The sequence below is a fragment of the Microbacterium sp. Se5.02b genome (genome assembly GCF_019464375.1).
In the GTDB taxonomy this organism is placed as follows: Bacteria; Actinomycetota; Actinomycetes; order Actinomycetales; family Microbacteriaceae; genus Microbacterium.
On record NZ_CP080491.1, the window covers coordinates 280498 to 298098 of the forward strand.

At 69.5% G+C, this 17601-nt stretch carries 17 protein-coding genes and 2 pseudogenes; 13 read left to right on the top strand and 6 right to left on the bottom strand.

All coding sequences use genetic code 11. The features are described 5' to 3' along the window. Positions 1-97 precede the first annotated feature (97 nt). From K1X59_RS01425 to K1X59_RS01445, 5 genes and pseudogenes are all read left to right on the top strand, one after another. Positions 98-952, top strand: coding sequence for a Rossmann-like and DUF2520 domain-containing protein (locus K1X59_RS01425; RefSeq protein ID WP_183151581.1), 855 nt, complete (start codon positions 98-100; stop codon positions 950-952). After that, positions 949-1926 (top strand): pantoate--beta-alanine ligase, encoded by a 978-nt coding sequence (panC, locus tag K1X59_RS01430; protein ID WP_220173856.1) that lies wholly within the window; start codon positions 949-951, stop codon positions 1924-1926. The genes K1X59_RS01425 and panC overlap by 4 nt, the downstream gene beginning before the upstream one ends. Continuing rightward, a complete protein-coding gene (panD, locus tag K1X59_RS01435) occupies positions 1926-2318 on the top strand; it encodes an aspartate 1-decarboxylase (protein ID WP_183151582.1) in 393 nt (130 codons plus the stop codon). Before panC ends, panD begins: the two co-directional genes overlap by 1 nt. After that, positions 2315-3198, top strand: a pseudogene (gene panB, locus K1X59_RS01440) (3-methyl-2-oxobutanoate hydroxymethyltransferase). The gene panD and the pseudogene panB overlap by 4 nt, the downstream one beginning before the upstream one ends. Before the next feature lie 126 nt (positions 3199-3324). Next, entirely contained in the window at positions 3325-4653 is a 1329-nt protein-coding gene (locus K1X59_RS01445) for an HNH endonuclease signature motif containing protein (RefSeq protein WP_244632316.1), read from the top strand. A gap of 53 nt (positions 4654-4706) precedes the next feature. On the opposite strand, the gene K1X59_RS01450 is transcribed toward K1X59_RS01445, so the two are convergent. From K1X59_RS01450 to K1X59_RS01460, 3 genes are all read right to left on the bottom strand, one after another. Further along, positions 4707-4916 (bottom strand): helix-turn-helix transcriptional regulator, encoded by a 210-nt coding sequence (locus K1X59_RS01450; RefSeq protein WP_183151583.1) that lies wholly within the window; start codon positions 4914-4916, stop codon positions 4707-4709. Then, entirely contained in the window at positions 4916-5404 is a 489-nt protein-coding gene (locus K1X59_RS01455; protein ID WP_183151584.1) for a DUF2975 domain-containing protein, read from the bottom strand. The genes K1X59_RS01450 and K1X59_RS01455 overlap by 1 nt, the downstream gene beginning before the upstream one ends. Before the next feature lie 175 nt (positions 5405-5579). Then, a complete protein-coding gene (locus K1X59_RS01460; RefSeq protein WP_220173857.1) occupies positions 5580-7205 on the bottom strand; it encodes a glycosyltransferase in 1626 nt (541 codons plus the stop codon). Between the two features lie 129 nt (positions 7206-7334). On the opposite strand from K1X59_RS01460, the gene K1X59_RS01465 reads away from it, so the two are divergent. Genes K1X59_RS01465 through K1X59_RS01475 form a run of 3 tightly spaced genes read left to right on the top strand, consistent with a single transcriptional unit; the run spans position 7335 to position 11744 of the window. Further along, positions 7335-7967: a PadR family transcriptional regulator gene (locus K1X59_RS01465; RefSeq protein WP_183151586.1), complete on the top strand. Its 633-nt coding sequence runs from the start codon at positions 7335-7337 to the stop codon at positions 7965-7967. Between the two features lie 45 nt (positions 7968-8012). After that, the gene (locus tag K1X59_RS01470) at positions 8013-9713 is read left to right on the top strand and encodes an AarF/ABC1/UbiB kinase family protein (RefSeq protein WP_220173858.1); all 1701 of its coding nucleotides are present in this window, start codon (positions 8013-8015) and stop codon (positions 9711-9713) included. Between the two features lie 42 nt (positions 9714-9755). Beyond that, complete coding sequence (locus K1X59_RS01475; protein WP_183151587.1) at positions 9756-11744, top strand: BCCT family transporter; 1989 nt, start codon at positions 9756-9758, stop codon at positions 11742-11744. A gap of 7 nt (positions 11745-11751) precedes the next feature. Here the strand turns inward: K1X59_RS01475 and K1X59_RS01480 are convergent. Further along, positions 11752-13363 (bottom strand): annotated as a pseudogene (locus tag K1X59_RS01480) (SDR family oxidoreductase). Between the two features lie 115 nt (positions 13364-13478). On the opposite strand from K1X59_RS01480, the gene K1X59_RS01485 reads away from it, so the two are divergent. The 3 genes from K1X59_RS01485 (at position 13479) to K1X59_RS01495 (ending at position 15648) form a co-directional block, all read left to right on the top strand. Continuing rightward, positions 13479-14699: an MFS transporter gene (locus K1X59_RS01485; protein ID WP_220173859.1), complete on the top strand. Its 1221-nt coding sequence runs from the start codon at positions 13479-13481 to the stop codon at positions 14697-14699. A 152-nt stretch (positions 14700-14851) separates the two neighbouring features. After that, a complete protein-coding gene (locus tag K1X59_RS01490; RefSeq protein WP_183151588.1) occupies positions 14852-15334 on the top strand; it encodes an SRPBCC family protein in 483 nt (160 codons plus the stop codon). Then, positions 15331-15648 (top strand): metalloregulator ArsR/SmtB family transcription factor, encoded by a 318-nt coding sequence (locus K1X59_RS01495; protein WP_183151589.1) that lies wholly within the window; start codon positions 15331-15333, stop codon positions 15646-15648. The genes K1X59_RS01490 and K1X59_RS01495 overlap by 4 nt, the downstream gene beginning before the upstream one ends. A gap of 10 nt (positions 15649-15658) precedes the next feature. Here K1X59_RS01495 and K1X59_RS01500 read toward each other — a convergent pair whose 3' ends face one another. Then, a complete protein-coding gene (locus K1X59_RS01500; protein WP_183151590.1) occupies positions 15659-16213 on the bottom strand; it encodes a MarR family winged helix-turn-helix transcriptional regulator in 555 nt (184 codons plus the stop codon). Beyond that, complete coding sequence (locus tag K1X59_RS01505) at positions 16213-16452, bottom strand: hypothetical protein (protein ID WP_183151591.1); 240 nt, start codon at positions 16450-16452, stop codon at positions 16213-16215. Before K1X59_RS01505 ends, K1X59_RS01500 begins: the two co-directional genes overlap by 1 nt. A 129-nt stretch (positions 16453-16581) precedes the next feature. Here K1X59_RS01505 and K1X59_RS01510 point away from each other — a divergent pair, with 129 nt between their 5' ends. Next, on the top strand, positions 16582-17025 hold the full coding sequence (locus K1X59_RS01510; RefSeq protein WP_183151592.1) for a MarR family winged helix-turn-helix transcriptional regulator: 444 nt from the start codon (positions 16582-16584) through the stop codon (positions 17023-17025). Positions 17026-17094: 69 nt separating this feature from the next. Then, a complete protein-coding gene (locus tag K1X59_RS01515) occupies positions 17095-17418 on the top strand; it encodes a hypothetical protein (RefSeq protein WP_183151593.1) in 324 nt (107 codons plus the stop codon). The last annotated feature ends 183 nt before the right edge of the window (positions 17419-17601 follow it).

Here is a 17601-nt window from a genome sequence, read left to right on the forward strand (position 1 = left end):
TGATTGCTCCCAGATTTGGAGCGGAAGCGGCACGGGGCGGATACTTCTGGCATCCGCACCGCCCCCATCGCTCGCCCATGATCGGCCCGGAATCGACATGCAGACATCCTCTTCGCTCGCGCCAGAGACGACCATCGCTCTCGTGGGCGCGGGGCGACTCGGACGCGTGCTCGCCAGGGCCCTGCGTGCCGCGGGGTTCGCTGTTCTCGGCCCGGTTCGACGCGAGCAGCCGATGCCGACGGCCGACATCGCGCTCCTCTGCGTCCCCGACGCGGCGATCCCGGCCGTGGCCTTCGTCGCCCGACCGCACGCGCGCCTCGTCGGACACGTCTCCGGTGCGACCCCGCTGACCGACGTCGACTTCAGCCTCCACCCGCTGCAGACCTTCACCGGTTCGGAGACGCCTGACGTGTTCCAGGGCATCGGAGCCGCGATCGCCGGCCGCACCGACGAGGCGTTCGACGTCGCCGACGCCCTCGCCCGGGCGCTCGGGGCACGTCCGTTCGCGGTCGACGACGAGCACCGCGCGCGCTATCACGCGGCCGCGTCGTTCGCGTCGAACTTCGTCCTCACGGTGCTCGATGCGGCCGAGCAGCTCGCTTCGGCCGCCGGCATCCCCGAGGGCGAGGCTCGCGATATTCTCGCCCCGCTCGTCGGTCGCACCGTCGAGAACTGGACGAGCCTCGGCGCTCAGCAGGCTCTGACCGGGCCGATCGCCCGCGGCGACGCGCAGACGGTCGCCCGCCAGAGGTCGGCCGCCGCAGAACTCGGGCTGCAGGACCCGTTCGACGCCCTCGCCGCCACCACACGGACGATCGCCTCCCGCACGCCGAAGACCGGGCACGGACGTCGGGAGGACGCGCGGATGCCGGGAGAAACCCCTCCGTTCGAACCGACATCCGTCCCTTCTCCCGACACGACGACCGCGGAGTCGAAGGAGTCCCCGGCATGAGAATCCTCCGCACGATCCCCGAGATGCGAGCGGCCGTCGGTCACGCCCGGCGTGAGGGCGCGGCCGTCGGCCTCGTCCCCACGATGGGCGCGTTCCACGACGGGCACCTCTCCCTGATGCGCGAGGCGCGCGCCGCATCCGACCTCGTGGTCGTCTCGCTCTTCGTCAACCCGACCCAGTTCGGTGCGAACGAGGACCTCGGCTCCTACCCGCGTGATGAAGACCGCGACGCCAGGCTCGCCGCGGCCGCGGGTGTCGACATCCTCTTCGCGCCCACGGCATCCGAGATGTACCCCGACGGGTTCGCCACCACCATCCACGTCGCGGGGCTGACCGACGTGCTCGACGGTGCGAGCCGCGGCGCGCACCACTTCGACGGGGTCGCCACGGTCGTCACGAAGCTGTTGGGGATCGTCCGTCCGGATGCGGCGTACTTCGGGCAGAAGGATGCGCAGCAGGTGCTCGTGGTCCGCCGCGCCGTGCGCGACCTCGACCTCGACGTGCGGATCGTCGCCTGCCCGATCGTGCGCGAGACCGACGGGCTCGCCATGAGTTCGCGGAACGTCTACCTCGACCAGGACGCGCGCGCGCAGGCCACGGCTCTCAACCGCGCCCTCGACGCCGCCACCGACGTGTTCGCGGCAGGCGCGCGGGATGCCGGCAGCATCCTCTCGGCCGCCCGCCGGGTGCTGGGGGAGGCGGGGATCGACCCCGAGTACCTCGAGCTGCGGGATGCCGAGACGCTGCGGCCGCTCGCCCGTGTCGACAGTGATGCACTGCTCGCCGTCGCGGCGCACGTCGGAGCTGCGCGCCTGATCGACAACCACCTCCTCTCCCCTGTCGACACAGCGTCCACCTCCGAGCCGAGTGACATCGCAAGCCCGAGAGCCACCGACCCGAGCGCCACCGACCCGAGAGCCACCGACCCGAGAGCCACCGACCCGAGAGCCACCGACCCGGAGGGCGATGCCTGATGCGACGCACCATGCTCAAGTCGAAGATCCACCGCGCGACCATCACCGACAGCGACCTGAACTACGTCGGCTCGATCACGATCGACCCCATCCTGCTCGAGGCCGCCGACATCCTCCCGCACGAGCAGGTGCACGTCGTCGACGTCGACAACGGCGCCCGCTTCGAGACGTACACGCTCGTCGGCGAGCGGGGCTCCGGTGTCGTCCAGGTCAACGGCGCCGCCGCACGCCTCGTCCACACCGGAGACACGATCATCGTCATCTCGTACGCCGACTACTCGCGCGACGACCTCGCGAGCTACGAGCCTGTCGTCGTGCACGTGGACCGCGGCAACGCGATCATCCAGGTCGACGACGCCGTCGATCGCCTGTTGACGGAGGCCCGCGCATGAGCGCCCATGCCACCACGGCGAAGCGCGTGACACTCGCCGCGCTCGCCGCGAAGAAAGACGCCGGCGAGCCCATCGTCATGGTCACCGCGTACGATCACCCCGGCGCGCAGATCGTCGAGGCGGCTGGCGTCGACGTCGTGCTGGTGGGCGACTCGGCCGCCATGACCGTGCTGGGGTATGAGAGCACCGTGCCGGTAACGATCGACGAGATGCTCATGCTCACCAGGGCGGTGCGGCGTGGGCTGACGAGGCCGCTGCTCGTCGGCGACCTGCCGTTCGGATCGTACGAGGCGTCGGACGAGCTGGCCATCGCGACGGCGCAGCGCTTCGTCAAGGAGGCGGGCTGCGATCTCGTGAAGATCGAGCGCGGCGGCACGACCGTCGACCGGGCGCGGGCCCTGGTGCAGGCCGGCATCCCCGTGGTCGGACACGTGGGCCTCACCCCGCAGACGGCCACGGCGCTCGGCGGCTACCGGGCGCAGGGCCGCACCGCTGACGCCGCGCTCGCCGTGATCGACGACGCCGTCGCCCTGCAGGAGGCCGGGTGCTCGATGCTCGTCGTCGAGGCGATCCCCTCCGAAGTGACGGAGGTCCTGGTGTCGCGCCTCGACATCCCGGTGATCGGCATCGGCGCCGGAGCGGATGCCGACGGGCAGGTGCTCGTGTTCCACGACCTGCTCGGGCTCTACGACGGGGAGCGGCCAAGTTCGTGAAGCGCTACGCCGAACTGCGCGCGGCAGCGGTCGCGGGCGTCGAGGCATATGCGACCGAGGTCCGTGAGGGTGTGTACCCGGCTCCTGAGCACGGCTATGCGATGGCGGCAGGGGAGTCCGACCGGCTGCGGGAGCTGTTGGCTGTCGGCGACTCCCAGAGTCGTTGATAACTTCGAATCTGTGTGAAATTGTGCAGGGAGCTTTCCGAGCACGCCAGGCCTATTCGTGCGGAATCTCGGTATTTGATTCGAAGAAAGTTTCTATACTGAGGTGCCGCCGCGATACCATGAAGCATGTCCACACTGACCGGGTTGCACGAGGCGATGGCTCACCTCGACGCGGCCTGGGCCGGCGCCGATGAGGCGACCGATCTCTCTCGTGAGCAGCTGATCGCCGTCAACGATGCGATCGGCGCGCTGCAGCGTCGGCTCGATGCGGTGCACGTCGACGTGGCTGCGGGCATCACCCATGAATCGCGCCCCGAGCTCGGCCCGGAGAGCCTGGCCAAGCAGCAGGGGTTCCGCACCCCTGCCAAGCTCATCGCCGCGACGACCGGAGTGTCGACCGGCGACGCTCTCCGGTTGGTGAAGGTGGGCGAGGCCACGGCGCCGCGCACCGACCTGATCGGATCACGCCTCCCTGCGCGCTACCCCGTCGTTCGAGAGGCGCTCGGCGCGGGTGTGCTCAGTGCACAGGCGGCGGCCCTCATCATCGCTCTGCTCGAGAGGTGTCGCATCGCGGCCGGAGCCGAGCGCATCGCCGCGGGGGAGCGGATGCTCACCGAGGCCGCGGAAGGATTGGCGCTCGACGACGTCCGCAAACTCATCGTCCGCGCCGAGGCGTGGCTCGACCCCGACGGTGTCGAGCCGAGATCGGAAGAGCAGCGCGCACGCCGTTCCCTCACGCTCTTCGAACGCGACGGGATGGTGCACCTGAACGCACAGCTCGACGCGGAGACCGCGGCTCCGATCGTGACCGCGATTCGCGGATACGTCACGGCAGCCTTCGCCGCGCGCCAGGACGCCCCCGACGGTGCATCACCCGATGCCGACCGGCGCTCCGTGCCCATGATCCAGGCGGATGCTCTGGCCGTCTTCTGCGGACACGTGCTCGGCTGCGAGCAGCGCGTTCCTCTGGCGGGCGCCACGGTGGTCGTGCGGATCCGGATGGAGGAACTGGAGTCAGGCCACGGGTCGGCCACGGTCGACGGCCTCGACCAGCCGGTGAGCGTGGGAGCGGCACGACGGATGGCAGCCGGGGGCGGAGTGATCCCGTGCGTACTCGGAGGGGCGAGCGAGATCCTCGACTGGGGTCGGGAGAAGCGGCTCTTCACGCGAGCTCAACGCCTCGCTCTGGTCGAGAGAGACGGTGGCTGCGCCATGTGCGGTCTACCGCCCGAGATGACGAAAGCGCATCACGTCCGCTGGTGGAGACGAGATCACGGGCCGACCGATCTCTCGAACGGAGTGCTTCTCTGCGAGACCTGTCATCACCGGATCCACGACAACGGGTGGGACATCCGGATCGAAGGGCCGCGGGTGTGGTTCGTGCCGCCCCGATACGTCGACCCCGCGCAGAAGCCACGGCTCGGTGGTCGCGCACGCTTCGACATCGCGGCCTGACGACCGCTGTCGGGGGTCGGTGGGTGATGCTCGGCGCTCCGTGCGGCCGAGCCTCAGGCGTCGGGCTCCCACCGCAACAGATCACCCGGTTGACACTCCAGCACGGCGCACAGCGCGTCGAGAGTCGTGAACCGCACCGCCTTCGCTCGGCCGTTCTTCAAGACGGCGAGATTGGTCGGCGTGATGCCGATCCGGTCGGCCAGCTCGCCGACGCTCATCTTCCTCCGCGCCATCATCACGTCGATGTCGACCACGACCGGCATCAGATCACCTCATCGTCGAGCTCGGAGCGAAGCGACCGCGCCTCGGCATCGCGGTCGATCGCCTGACGCAGCAGGGCCTTCATCACGACGACGAGCAGCGCCACCCCGGCGAGCACGACCCCCGCGCCGCCGATCAATGCGACGAGACCCGGCGCGGCCGAACCCGGAGCGAGCAGTGCCGCGAGGATCCAGGTGAGTGCCGCCGCCACGAGGATCGCCCCGATGATCACATCGACGTACCGGAACGACGACTCGGAGAAGATCGATCCCCGCCGCACCTTCGTCAGCAGCAGCCACACACAGACCCCGAACACCTGCAGCGTGCCGACCCCGAGCACGACGATCGACACCAGCGCGATCCGGCCCCACAGCTCCTCCTGAGCGAGATCCAGCCACAGCAGCGGCACGATGAGCGCCTGCACCACCAGCGACCCCAGCAGCGCGACCGCGATCACGATCCGCAGCACCACGATCGTCACTCTGCTCATGACCCCGCCTTTCGTCGAAGAACAGCAGGAATCTATCGTTAATCGTTCGATCAGGCAAGCGGAGGACACGCGATCTCGACGCCGCCGAAATGCCGCCGAAATGCCGCTGGAGTGCCGCTGGAGTGCCGCCGAAGTGCCGGGGAGGCGCCGCTGGAGTGCCGAGGAGGCGCCGCGGTCAGCGTCGGCGGACGGCCTTGCGCAGTCGACGGATGGCACGGCCGGCAGCATCCTTCATCCGACCACTCGGCCACTCCCGGCGCAGTTCCACGACGCCATCGTCCGCCGCCACGAGCGCGCACGGGCGCCCGGCCAGCATCGGAGAGCGACCGAGACGTGCGAGAGTCGCGGGTTCGGCGTGGAGCGGAACCTCGAACGTCCAGCCCGCACGACGCACTTTCACGATGAGGCGACCGCCGCGGGAGTCGTCCTGCGCGTCGAACACCTTCAGCGGGTCGATCGATACGGCCACCGCGGCGAGGTCGCGGGGTCGACGACCGGCGAGGTGGCGATCATCGCCGGTCTCCTCCCGGAGGAACACGTCCACCCGATCGTTGCGAAGCTCGCGATCGACGACCAGGAGGTCTGCGGGCAGACCGTCGACCGACGACAGCGGCAGCGACGTGAGGCGGGTCGACTTCTTCTGCCCGCTCGCGCTCGAAGCGGTACCCGACGCGTCGGTGACGACCGTCTCGAGCACCAGGGCCTCCCGACCGTCGTGCGTGATGTCGACCCGCAGTGTCAGATACAGGCCTCCGCCCCGCGACCAGCGCGCCGCCGTCACCACGGCCCGACAGGTCAGCCCCGCCTCGAACCCCGCCAGGGCCACGAGATCCGCTCGACGATCCGCGCGGAGCAGCGCGGCACGGATCCGGTTCGGGAAACCGAGACCGCTGTCGACCCCGGGCCCGAAGCGCCTCTGCACCAGCGGTGTGACCACGTCGAGCAGCCGTTCGCGATAGTCGTCGGGATACTTCACCATCCGCCGACCCGCGACCCGCTTCAAGATCTTCCCGCGGAACCAGTGTCGGAGCAGTCGGTCGCGCAGCCGGCCAGGCTCCGTGTGCGCCTCGACGACATCGAGCACCGTCTCGAGGTGCGGGAAGTACGTCTCGGGGTCGATGCGCGCAGAGCTCGCGCTGCCCGGCTCCTTGACCCACGCGTAGCAGGGCACGCTCGCGAGAACCGAGATCGTCGACGCCGCGAAATACGCCTGCATGACGAACAGGTGATCCTCCAGCCGCACTCGTCCCTCAGGGAAGCGGATGCCGTTCTCGCGGAGGAAGGCTGTGCGGAACAGCTTGTGCGGCGTGAGCATCTCGAGCAGCGGATCGGTGCCGAGCTTCGCGTCGGGGATGTCGTGGCGGAAGATGCGGCTCGGAAGGGGGCGACCGATCCCGACCTCCTTGCCGACGACGACGTCGGACGCGTTCGCATCCGCGTAGTCGCACAGCGCCTCGAGCGCGGTGTCGAACAGATAGTCGTCCTGGTCGACGAACTGCACGTACGTCCCCCGGGCGGCGTCGACCCCGTGGTTGCGGGGCATCCCTGGCCACCCGGAATGCGGAAGCGACAGCACCCGCACGTTCGGGCGCGTGCGGGCGACCTCTGCCAGACGCGCGCCCGTCGGCTCGCCCGACCCGTCATCGCACAGCAGCACCTCGAACGCGGCGGGTGCAAGGCTCTGACGATCGAGCGACGCGATCAACGCATCGAAAGACGGACCGGGCCGGAAGACCGGGACGACCACGCTCACTCGCAAGCCGTCTGCCGGCAGCGCATTGTTCTCCCCCGAAGCTGACATCGCTCGAGCTAAACACTGTTTCCTGTGGGTGCCATCGGGCTTGCGCTGCGCCCGGGCGTGTGAAACTCCCACCCCACCCTCAGGGTTAACGATATATCGTTGAGTATCGTTCGCGACTGGGAGGTCATCATGAACAACGCATTCCCCTCCAACCCGTTCGGCGGCAACAGCGGCTCCGGGAGCAACGGCGGCCCCGGCGGCCTCTTCGGCGGATCCGGGTTCGGCACAGGCCCCGGCGGTCCGGCATCCGCGATCTTCGAGGCCATGGACCAGCTGCGCAAGTCGTTCGAATCGCGCCCCTCCGGCGGCTCCCGCATGGCCCGCGGCGATGTCCGCACGGCCGTGCTGTCGCTGCTCGCCGAGAAGCCGATGCACGGCTACCAGATCATCAACGAGATCGCCGAGCGCAGCGGCGGCACCTGGAAGCCGAGCGCCGGCTCCGTGTACCCGACGCTGCAGCTGCTCGCCGACGAAGGGCTCATCGAGGCCGAGGAGCAGAACGGCCGCAAGACCTACTCGCTCACCGAGGCCGGCCGCGCGGTCGCCGACGAGACCACCGAGGCGCCGGCGCCCTGGGAGTCGTCCGGCAAGGACGGCAACCGTGACAACGCCCGCTTCAGCGCCCTCCCCAAGGCCGGCGTCGACCTCGCAGCGGCAGCGGCCCAGGTCGGTCGGAGCGGTTCGCCCGAGCAGGTGCAGCAGACCATCGAGATCCTCGACGAGGCCCGCCGTAGGCTGTACTCGATCCTCGCGCAGGACTGACCGCGCAGTGCGGCATCGGATGGGGGTCTGCGAGAGGACCACGCGATGACGGATGCTGCGGCACAGGGCGTGCACCGCGCCAGGTACCGCCGCATCCTGTCGTTCGCGGGGCGTGAGTTCGTCAAGATCTGGTGGTTCGAACTCGTCCTCCCGCGCTTCGGGATGAGCGGGATCTCCGAGCGCACCCGCGGGCCGCGGATGCAGAGGTTCGCGCGTCGCTTCCACCTCCTCGCCGTCGAGCTCGGCGGTCTCATGATCAAGGTCGGACAGTTCATGTCGTCGCGCCTCGACGTGCTGCCGCCCGAGATCACGAAGGAACTCGAGGGGCTTCAGGACGAGGTCCCCGCCGTGCCGACCCCGGCGATCCGCGCGCTCGCCGAAGCCGAACTCGGCATCCCGCTCGAACGCGCCTACGCCTGGTTCGACGACACTCCGGTCGCGGCCGCCTCCCTCGGGCAGGTGCACCGGGCCAGGCTCTCCGCGCTCGACGCCGCAGACACCGGCTTGGACGAGGTCGTGGTGAAGGTGCAGCGTCCGGGGATCGACGAGATCGTGGCGGTCGACCTCGCTGCGCTGCGCCGTGTCGCCCGGTGGCTGACCCGCGTGCGGATCGTGGCCGACCGCGTGGATGCTCCTGCGCTCGTCGAGGAGTTCGCCGCGACCAGCCTCGAGGAGATCGACTACCTGCACGAGGCCGCGAGCGCGGAGCGGTTCCGCGAGAACTTCGCCGACGACCCTCGCGTGGACACCCCGGAGATCGTGTGGGAGCGCTCGACCCGCCGGGTGCTCACCCTGTCGGACGTCACGGCCATCAAGATCAACGACACCGAGGCGTTGCGGGCGGCGGGCATCGATCCGTCCGAGGTCGCCGCGGTGTTCGCCGAGGTCATGTTCGACCAGGTGTTCACGCACAGCTTCGTGCACGCCGACCCGCATCCCGGGAACATCTTCGTGACCCCGGCGCCCTCGCCCGCGGACAGGGGAGGACGGAACTTCCGCCTCACGTTCATCGACTTCGGCATGATGGCCGAGATCCCCGACAGCCTGCGCGGCGGCCTGCGCACACTCCTGATCGCGGTGGCCGGCCGCGACAGCCGAGGCCTCGTCGCGGCCGCGCAGGAGATCGGTGTGCTGCTGCCCTCCGCCGACACTGCCGAGCTCGAACGCGCCCTGACGACGCTCTTCGCCCGGTTCGGCGGCATGGGCTTCGCCGAGCTCAGCAAGGTCGACCCCCGCGAGTTCCGCGACTTCGCGGAGGAGTTCGGCGACATGGTGCGCTCGCTCCCGCTGCAGCTGCCCGAGAACATGCTGCTGCTCATCCGGGCGGTGTCGTTGACGTCGGGGATGTGCAGCGGACTCGACCCCACGTTCAACGTGTGGGATGCCGCGGAGCCGTACGCCGGCCGTCTGCTGCGCGACGAGGGCGGCACCATCGTGCAGGCGTTCACCCGTCAGGCGATGGGCACCATGAACACGACCTGGCGCCTGCCCGGCCGCATCGACGACATCATCACGCGCATCGACGACGGGAACGTCTCGTTCGACACCTCGCGTCTGGAGCGCCGCCTCGACCGGCTCGAGGGCATCGCCCGCCGCATCGCCTCGGGGGTGCTGTTCGCCGCGATGCTCATCGGCGGGGCGCTGCTCGTCCCCTCCCTGCCGCCGCTGGGCATCACCCTGATCTGCGTGTCGGTGCTCCCCCTGCTGCACTCGCTGTTCGCGGGGGTCGGCCGCCGCCCGCGCTAGTCACGGCACGCTGCGGCATATCGCGTGACAGGATGGTCTCCCATGGAGACCCCTGACGAGAAGCCCGACGCACGCTCCGCAGGAAAGAACCCTCCGCGCCCCCGCACGGATGCCGTGGGGACCGACGCGCGAACAGGCGTGAACCGCCTTCCGGCCAAAGCCACCGAGGCCGCGAAGAAGATCGTCCGCGACATCGCGGCCGTCCCCCCGCGCAGCGTGCATCCGGCGCTCGTGCCCGGCGTCTCGGTCGAAGAGACCGGCCGCACGTACCGCACCGACCCGCTCGTGTTCGGGATCGCGCTCACACTCGTCGTGGCCTTCATCGCGTGGGGAGTCCTCGCCGGCGACAACCTCTCGGGCACCACGTCTGCCGTCCTCGGCTGGGTGGTCGAGTACTTCGGGTTCTTCTTCACGACGATCGCCACGATCGTCCTGGTGTTCATGCTGTTCGTCGGCTTCAGCCGGTATGGGCGCATCCCCCTCGGTCGCGACGACGAAGAGCCGCAGTTCTCGATGTTCTCGTGGATCTCGATGCTCTTCGCCGCCGGGATGGGTATCGGCCTCGTGTTCTGGGGCGCCGCCGAGCCGCTGACGTTCTTCGAGACCCCGCCGCCCGGCACGGTCGAGGCGAACACCCTCGAGGCCATGCACACCGCTCAGGCGCAGGTGCTCTACCACTGGGGTCCGCAGGCGTGGTCGTTCTACGCGCTGGTCGGCGGTGCCATCGCCTACGGCGCCTTCCGCCGAGGGCGCACCCCGTTGATCTCCTCGATCTTCGCTCCCCTGCTCGGCGAGGGTCGCACCGCAGGGCCGCTCGGCCGCACGATCGACGTCTTCGCGATCATCGTCACCCTCTTCGGCACGGCCGCCTCGCTGGGGCTGGGTGCCCTGCAGATCGGGCACGGCGTCGAGCTCGTCAGCGGTATCGGCGAACTCGGCAACGGGGTCTTGATCGCGGTGATCGCCGTCCTCACCGCGTGCTTCATCGCCTCCGCGGTGTCCGGCGTCTCGAAGGGCATCCGCGCGCTGTCGAACATCAACGCCGTCATGGCCCTGGTGCTCGCGTTCTTCGTGTTTTTCGTCGGGCCGACGATGCTCATCCTCAACGTGATCCCGTCCGTTGCGGTGCAGTTCGTGGGTGATCTGCCGCAGATGGTCGCGCGCTCCGCCTCGCAGGGCGACGAGGCCCAGGCCTTCCTGTCCGGCTGGACGATCTTCTACTGGGCGTGGTGGATCTCGTGGTCGCCGTTCGTGGGGATGTTCATCGCGAAGATCTCGCGGGGCCGCACGCTCCGTCAGTTCGTGTCGGTCGTGATCCTCGTCCCCTCGGCCATCTCCCTCGTCTGGTTCGCGATCTTCGGCTCGACGGCGATCCAGCAGCAGATGGACGGCGCCGGCCTCATCGTCGATCCGCCGGAGGAGGTTCTGTTCGGGGTGCTCGAGAACCTGCCGTTCCCGCTCATCACCAGCATCCTGCTCATCCTGCTGATCTCGATCTTCTTCATCACGGGCGCCGACTCGTCGTCGCTCGTCATGGGCACCCTGTCGCAGCAGGGGCGCCCGGAGCCGACGCGCTGGGTGACGATCGTCTGGGGTTCGCTCGTCGGTGTGATCGCAGCCGTGCTCCTCGTTTCCGGCGAAGAGGGGAGCGGGCTGAAGTCGCTGCAGAACGTGACGATCATCGCCGCGCTGCCGTTCGCCGTGATCATGGCGTTCATGATGATCGCGTTCATGAAGGACCTGCGGCGCGACCCGATGATCCTGCGCGACCGCTACGCGCGAGCCGCCGTCCGGCACAGCGTCATGTCGGGGCTCGAGGAGTACGGCGACGACTTCGCGCTCGTGCCGGTCGAGTACGACCATTCGGAGGACGACCTCGCCTGGATCGACGAGTCGACCGTCGATGACAGCCTCGCCGAGGTGTACGAGGCTGCGACCGAGGCGATCGACATCATCCCTCCGGCCGACGTGGATGCGGTGGTCGACGCGGCGCTCGACGACGGCCCGGCGGAGCGACCCCGCGCGGACTGACGCGGCGTCATAGCGGGCTCGCGGATACTGGGGAGGCGGCGTCGTCCAGGGAGGCTGCGTCGTCGTGGTGCTCGGCAGCCGCGGTGATGCGGGCAGCCATGCCGGCGAAGATCGCGCCGTGGAAGGGCAGCACGGCGAGCCAGTACAGGCGGCCGGTCAGTCCGCGAGGGAAGAAGATCGCCCGCTGCTCGTAGCGGGCGCCCCTGTCGTCGGGCACGGCGCGCAGCTCGAGCCAGGCCTCGCCGGGCACCTTCATCTCGGCGCGCAGGCGCAGCAGCCCCCGCTCGCCGCCGACGACCCCGTCGCAGCACCCGGCTCCTCGACCGTCTCGACGCGCCAGAAGTCGATCGCGTCGCCCACCCGGGCGACCGTCCGGCTGCGGCGGCCGCGGCGCAGGCCCACCCCGCCCATCACGCGATCCATCAGTCCCCGCACCGCCCACAGGAACCGGGAGGAGTACCAGCCGTTCGTCCCGCCGATGCCCAGGATCACCGGCCACAGCCGATCGACGGATGCCGACGTGGCGAGGGTGCGCGCGTCGGTGAAGACGGTGCGGCCCGCCCAGTCGGGGTCGCTCGGCAGCGGATCGCTGGGCGCCCCGGAGACCTCGGAGTCCTGCCAGCTCGTCTCGACGGCATCCGCGTCGACCCGGCCGAGGGCGAGGTCCACGGCGCGGCGGTACGGGGTCAGGCCGCTTTCCGGTCGGGGGATGAGCTCGTCGACCGCATGATCCTTCATGATGCACTCGTTCTGCAGCGACGCCACGAGCGGGCGGGCGATCGACCGCGGCACGGGCGTCACGAGGTTGACCCAGTGCGAGGCGAGTCCCGGCGTGAGCACGGGCAGGGCGGCGATCGCGCGCTGCGGCAGCCCCGCCTCGACCGCGTAGCCGTTCATCATCTGGCCGTAGCGGAGGACGTCGGGGCCGCCGATGTCGACCGCGCGGTTCACGTCGGCGTCGACCCGGGCGGCGCCGAGCAGATAGTGCAGCACGTCGCGCACGGCGATCGGCTGGATGCGGTTGCGCACCCACTTCGGCGCGGGCATGTAGGGCAGCACATCCGTGAGATGCCGGATCATCTCGAACGACGCCGACCCCGACCCGATCACCACCCCGGCCTGCAGCACCAGCGCAGGCACCCCCGAGTGCAGGAAGATCTCGCCCACGCGTACCCGTGAGCGCAGGTGCGGTGACAGCGCGACATCGTCGGGATGCAGGCCGCCGAGGTAGACGATGCGCCGCACGCCCGCCGCGGACGCGGCCTCCGCCACAGTGGTCGCCGCACGCTCGTCGCTCTCCTCGAACCCTTTCCCAGCGGACATGGAGTGGATCAGGTAGTAGACCACGTCGACGTCGTCCATGGCCGCGGCCACGGCAGCCGCATCGTCGGCCGAGCCCTCGACGATCTCGCAGTCGTCTCCCCACGGGAACGACGCCGCGCGCGCCGCATCCCGCGCCAGCACGCGCACCCGGTAACCGGCGTTCAGCAGTCGCGGGGTCAGGCGCCCCCGATGTAGCCGGTCGCCCCGAGCACGAGCGCGCGGGGCTCGGAGCCGTCGTCGCGGGGGCGGGCACGCAGGGCCTGTTCGCGGCCGGTGGGCTGGGTGAGTTCGGGCATGCCCTGAGCGTAAGCCGGGCGGATGAGGCGAGGAACGGGGTTGCAGAGATCCGCCTCGTTGAGTAGCGCCCGGCACGGTCGACGCACCCGCTCGCCGCCCGGTACGATCGAACGCATGCCCTCCATCGAATCGATTCGATCCCTTCCGGATCAGGCTTCGCGACGCGCCCGCATCGCTGTCTCCGCTCTCTTCCTGACCAACGGCGCCCTGTTCGCGAACATCCTGCCGCGGTACCCGGAGATCAAGGCGGGGCTCGGACTCGACAATCTCGGCTACGGCATCGCGATCGCCGCCTTCCCTGCCGGCGCCATCGCCGCGGGACTCCTCGCCGCGGTGCTGATCCGCCGGTTCGGGTCGGCGCGCATCGCGGTGATCGGCACCGTGCTCACGAGCATCGGACTGCTGTCGGCCGCGCTCGCGCCGACGGGCGTGCTCTTCGCCGTCGCGCTGTTCCTCGGCGGCGCCTCGGACGCCATCACCGACGTCGCGCAGAACGCGCACGGGCTTCGCGTGCAGCGCCGGTTCGGTCGCTCGATCATCAACGGATTCCACGCGATCTGGTCGATCGGCGCCGTGCTCGGCGGCGCGATGGCCGCTGTCGCGATCGCGCTGCAGCTGCCCCTGGGCGTGCACCTGGGCATCTCGACGGCCGTCTTCGCGACGGTCGCCCTCGTCGCCCTCCGGTTCTGCCTCCCCGGCCGCGACGACGAGACCGAGGCGGATGCCGCGGCCGAACCGGCCGATCTCGCCGACACCGTGCGCCGCGGAGTGACGCCTCGGACCGTGATCGCGATCATCGCCCTGACGCTCATCGCGATGGCGGGCGCCGTCGCCGAAGACGCCGGGAACTCCTGGGCGACCCTGTACCTCGCCGACTCGCTCGGGGCCGCGGCCGCCGTCGCGCCGCTCGGCTTCATCGCCCTGGTCGGGGCGCAGTTCGTCGGCCGCATGATCGGCGATCCCCTCACCGATCGCTTCGGGCAGCGGTGGGTGGCGCGGGTCGGCGGCATCATCGCGGCCGTCGGCATGACGCTCGCCCTGGCGTTCCCCAGCGTGCCAGGGACGATCCTCGGGTTCGCCGCGGTCGGTTTCGGCATCGCGACGCTGATCCCCGCGGCCATGCACGCCGCCGACGAGCTGCCGGGTCTGCGGGCAGGAGTCGGGCTCACGATCGTGTCGTGGCTGCTGCGCCTCGGCTTCCTCCTCTCGCCGCCGTTCGTCGGCTACATCGCCGAGAACGAGAGCTTGCGAGCCGGGCTCTTCGTCGCTCCCGCCGCCGCCCTCGTCGCGGTGCTCCTCGCCGGGTTCCTCGAGAAACGCCGCACGCGCGACTAGCCGGCATCCGTCCGACACGTGAGCCGCTGCCGGGACCTTCGCCGCAGGCTCTGCAACTTGGGGGTTGCATTACGAGGGGGCAAGTGCAACCCTGAAGTTGCAGTTGATCGACCGATCGACGAGAAGTGCAGGAAACCCCGAAAGGACCCATCATGGTGAACATGACCCGCAACCAGGCATCCGTCGTCGACGAGGAGACCTTCTCGGTGCGACGCAGCATCCAGATCGCGGCGCCCGTCGACAAGGTCTGGCGCGCCGTGGCCGAGCCCGAGCACATCTCGCGCTGGTTCGGGCGCACCGTGCTCGACGGCGCGGGCGTCGGCGCCACCGGGACGATGACCTTCCCCGACTACGACGTGATCCCGCTCCGCGTCGAGGAGTACGACGAGCCCCGCCGCATCACGTATCGGTGGAACAACGACGACGCCCTCGGGAAGCTCCCCGACAGCATCGACGAGTCGACCTCGACCGTCTTCACCTTCACGCTCGAAGAGGTCGACGGCGGCACGCGCCTCACGGTCGTGGAGAGCGGATTCGAGCGCACGTCCGAGCCCCGAGCCAACCTCGAGTCGCACCGCACCGGCTGGGACCTGGAGCTCGACAAGATGGTCGCACTGGTGGAAGGCGAAGCATGACCGCAGGAACCCTGACGCCCATGTTCGCGGCACTCGCTGACGAGACGCGCTGGAGCATCCTGGCGGCTCTCGGCGAGGGGGATGCCTCGGCGTCCGCCCTCGCCGGGCGCCTTCCGGTGAGCAGGCAGGCGATCGCGAAGCACCTCGCCGTGCTGCAGGAGGTCGGACTCGTCGAGCCCGTGCGGGCCGGCCGCGAGCTGCGCTTCCGTGTCGTGGGGGCGGAGCTTTCGGCCACCGCGCAGAAGCTCGATGCGATCGGCCGCGAGTGGGACCGTCGTCTCGCTGCGATCAAGGAGATCGCCGAAGGACTCTGAGGTCCGGGGGTCACTCCGACGTCTCGGGGCCTTCGTGGTCGCGGATCACGTCGCGCAGCTCCTGGTCGAGGTCGGAGGCCTCTTCGATCGCCGCCGTCATCCCCGCGAGGAAGCGCGTCACGACGGCGCGCTCCTGGTCGGACAGCTCGTCGACGAGGGTGAGCATCCTGCGGTGCATCGCCCCCAGGGTGGCGCGCACCTCCTCGTCGCTGCTGACGCTCGGCACGATCACGCCGGCGCGTCGGTCCGTCGGGTGTGCTTCGCGGCGTACATGGCCGCCCTTCTCGAGGCGGTCGATGAGCGTCGTCGTCGATGCCGTGGAGATGTCGAGCATCCGGGCGATGTCGATGGGGCGGACGATCCGTCCCGCCCGCTGCTCGCGGAGCAGGAAGCGCAGGGCCATGAGGTCGGTCTCGTTCATCCCCATGGAGGCGCGGGTGCGCGCCCGCATGGCCGTCTCGGCGGATCGATAGCGCCGCAGCATGTTGAGCACGTCGACCGTGCTGATGCTCTCGCCATCGGGGTACCAATAGCCCGAGCGTGCGTAGTCCTGGGACTCGGACATCATGCCACCTCGCCGTCTTCGCTCGCGGCCATCGGCTCCCGCTCCAGCATCTCCACCGCTCCGGTGGCGACCTCCGCCGGGACGATGCGGAGGAACCCGCCCGTGATCGCGTCGTTCTCCGCGACGATGATGCTCTCGATCCGATGCCGGGGAACCGCGGGGAACTGTTCGTGGAGATGGTCGAGCAGCTCGGAGTAGTCGATGTACCTCGCGTCTTCGAGGTTGACTCGCTCGAACATGGCTTCCTTTCGCCGCGGATTCCCATCCTCTCATCCCGCAGACGGCCTGATCTCTCGGTATTTTGCTAGACAGCCCAGTAACCAGTTGAGCGAGGTACCATGGGCGCGGCGGGTATGGGGAGAGGTGACATGGGGAGGACCCTGGAGACCGCGACGTCGGAGCTCGTGCGGAGTGTGGATGAACTGCGTCGCATCGACGCGCAGCTGACGCGACGTCTCGTGGCGCAGCGGCAGCCGAATGAGACCGATCGCGCCGCCATGCGCTGCATCGCGGCCGCACCCACGGATCAACCGGTCACTCCCGGCGATCTCGCGACCCACCTGGGTGTGAGCACGGCGGCTGTCACCTCTGTCATCCGCCGCCTGGCCGACCGCGGGATGATCGTCGTCGCCCCGCATCCCGGCGATGCGCGATCCAAGGTCGTGCGACCGTCGCTGCGTGACCTGCACTCTCCGGCGGATGACATCTCCCGGCGCATCGAACGACTCGAGAGCGAGTTCTCGCCGGAGCAGGTGCGGGTCATCTCCCGGTTCCTTCGGCGCCTGACCGAAGAGCTCGCCGACGCCGGATGAGCCGACTTCCATTTAGCTAGCTAAACTAGTAATCTATCTTCCATAACATCTCTTTCACGAGGAGGGGTCATGGGAAAGCTCAGCTACGCAGGTGAGGCGCAGCGGTTCGAACTCGACGACGAGGTGCTCGCGCATCTCCGATTGGTCACCGTCACGAAGCTGCGCCGGGGGGAGTCGTTCCCGCTCACCGTTCCGACGGACGGCGCGACATCCGAGACGCTGTGGATCCACGCCTCGATCCCGATCCGCTTCGAGGTCCGCGACGACATCGAGCTCAAGCGTCCGCTGCTGGTCAAGATGATGGCCGCGGCGAGTTCGTCGAACGGCCTCGATCTCACCGACATGGAGCTCGCTCCGTCGATCATGGCGCCGCGGATGCCCGCGGTCGCCTGAAGACCCGCCCCTCCGTCGGTCGTGCTCTCGGGCAAAGCAGTGCGACCGTGCGGCGAGGCGAGAGGTGACGCAGCCGGGGGGTGATCGCGTCACCGCACACGACATCCGGCCACCGGGATTCGGGTTCCCGCTGGCCGGATGTCTGTGAAAACCGGATGCCTGTGAGCTCCGGATGCTCCTGGA

Bases quoted from the DNA above. Each gene is read 5' to 3' on its own strand.
- K1X59_RS01425 (WP_183151581.1), top strand. From the start codon at position 98: ATGCAGACATCCTCTTCGCTCGCGCCAGAGACGACCATCGCTCTCGTG.
- panC (WP_220173856.1), top strand. From the start codon at position 949: ATGAGAATCCTCCGCACGATCCCCGAGATGCGAGCGGCCGTCGGTCAC.
- panD (WP_183151582.1), top strand. From the start codon at position 1,926: ATGCGACGCACCATGCTCAAGTCGAAGATCCACCGCGCGACCATCACC.
- K1X59_RS01445 (WP_244632316.1), top strand. From the start codon at position 3,325: ATGTCCACACTGACCGGGTTGCACGAGGCGATGGCTCACCTCGACGCG.
- K1X59_RS01450 (WP_183151583.1), bottom strand. From the start codon at position 4,916: ATGCCGGTCGTGGTCGACATCGACGTGATGATGGCGCGGAGGAAGATG.
- K1X59_RS01455 (WP_183151584.1), bottom strand. From the start codon at position 5,404: ATGAGCAGAGTGACGATCGTGGTGCTGCGGATCGTGATCGCGGTCGCG.
- K1X59_RS01460 (WP_220173857.1), bottom strand. From the start codon at position 7,205: ATGTCAGCTTCGGGGGAGAACAATGCGCTGCCGGCAGACGGCTTGCGA.
- K1X59_RS01465 (WP_183151586.1), top strand. From the start codon at position 7,335: ATGAACAACGCATTCCCCTCCAACCCGTTCGGCGGCAACAGCGGCTCC.
- K1X59_RS01470 (WP_220173858.1), top strand. From the start codon at position 8,013: ATGACGGATGCTGCGGCACAGGGCGTGCACCGCGCCAGGTACCGCCGC.
- K1X59_RS01475 (WP_183151587.1), top strand. From the start codon at position 9,756: ATGGAGACCCCTGACGAGAAGCCCGACGCACGCTCCGCAGGAAAGAAC.
- K1X59_RS01485 (WP_220173859.1), top strand. From the start codon at position 13,479: ATGCCCTCCATCGAATCGATTCGATCCCTTCCGGATCAGGCTTCGCGA.
- K1X59_RS01490 (WP_183151588.1), top strand. From the start codon at position 14,852: ATGGTGAACATGACCCGCAACCAGGCATCCGTCGTCGACGAGGAGACC.
- K1X59_RS01495 (WP_183151589.1), top strand. From the start codon at position 15,331: ATGACCGCAGGAACCCTGACGCCCATGTTCGCGGCACTCGCTGACGAG.
- K1X59_RS01500 (WP_183151590.1), bottom strand. From the start codon at position 16,213: ATGTCCGAGTCCCAGGACTACGCACGCTCGGGCTATTGGTACCCCGAT.
- K1X59_RS01505 (WP_183151591.1), bottom strand. From the start codon at position 16,452: ATGTTCGAGCGAGTCAACCTCGAAGACGCGAGGTACATCGACTACTCC.
- K1X59_RS01510 (WP_183151592.1), top strand. From the start codon at position 16,582: ATGGGGAGGACCCTGGAGACCGCGACGTCGGAGCTCGTGCGGAGTGTG.
- K1X59_RS01515 (WP_183151593.1), top strand. From the start codon at position 17,095: ATGGGAAAGCTCAGCTACGCAGGTGAGGCGCAGCGGTTCGAACTCGAC.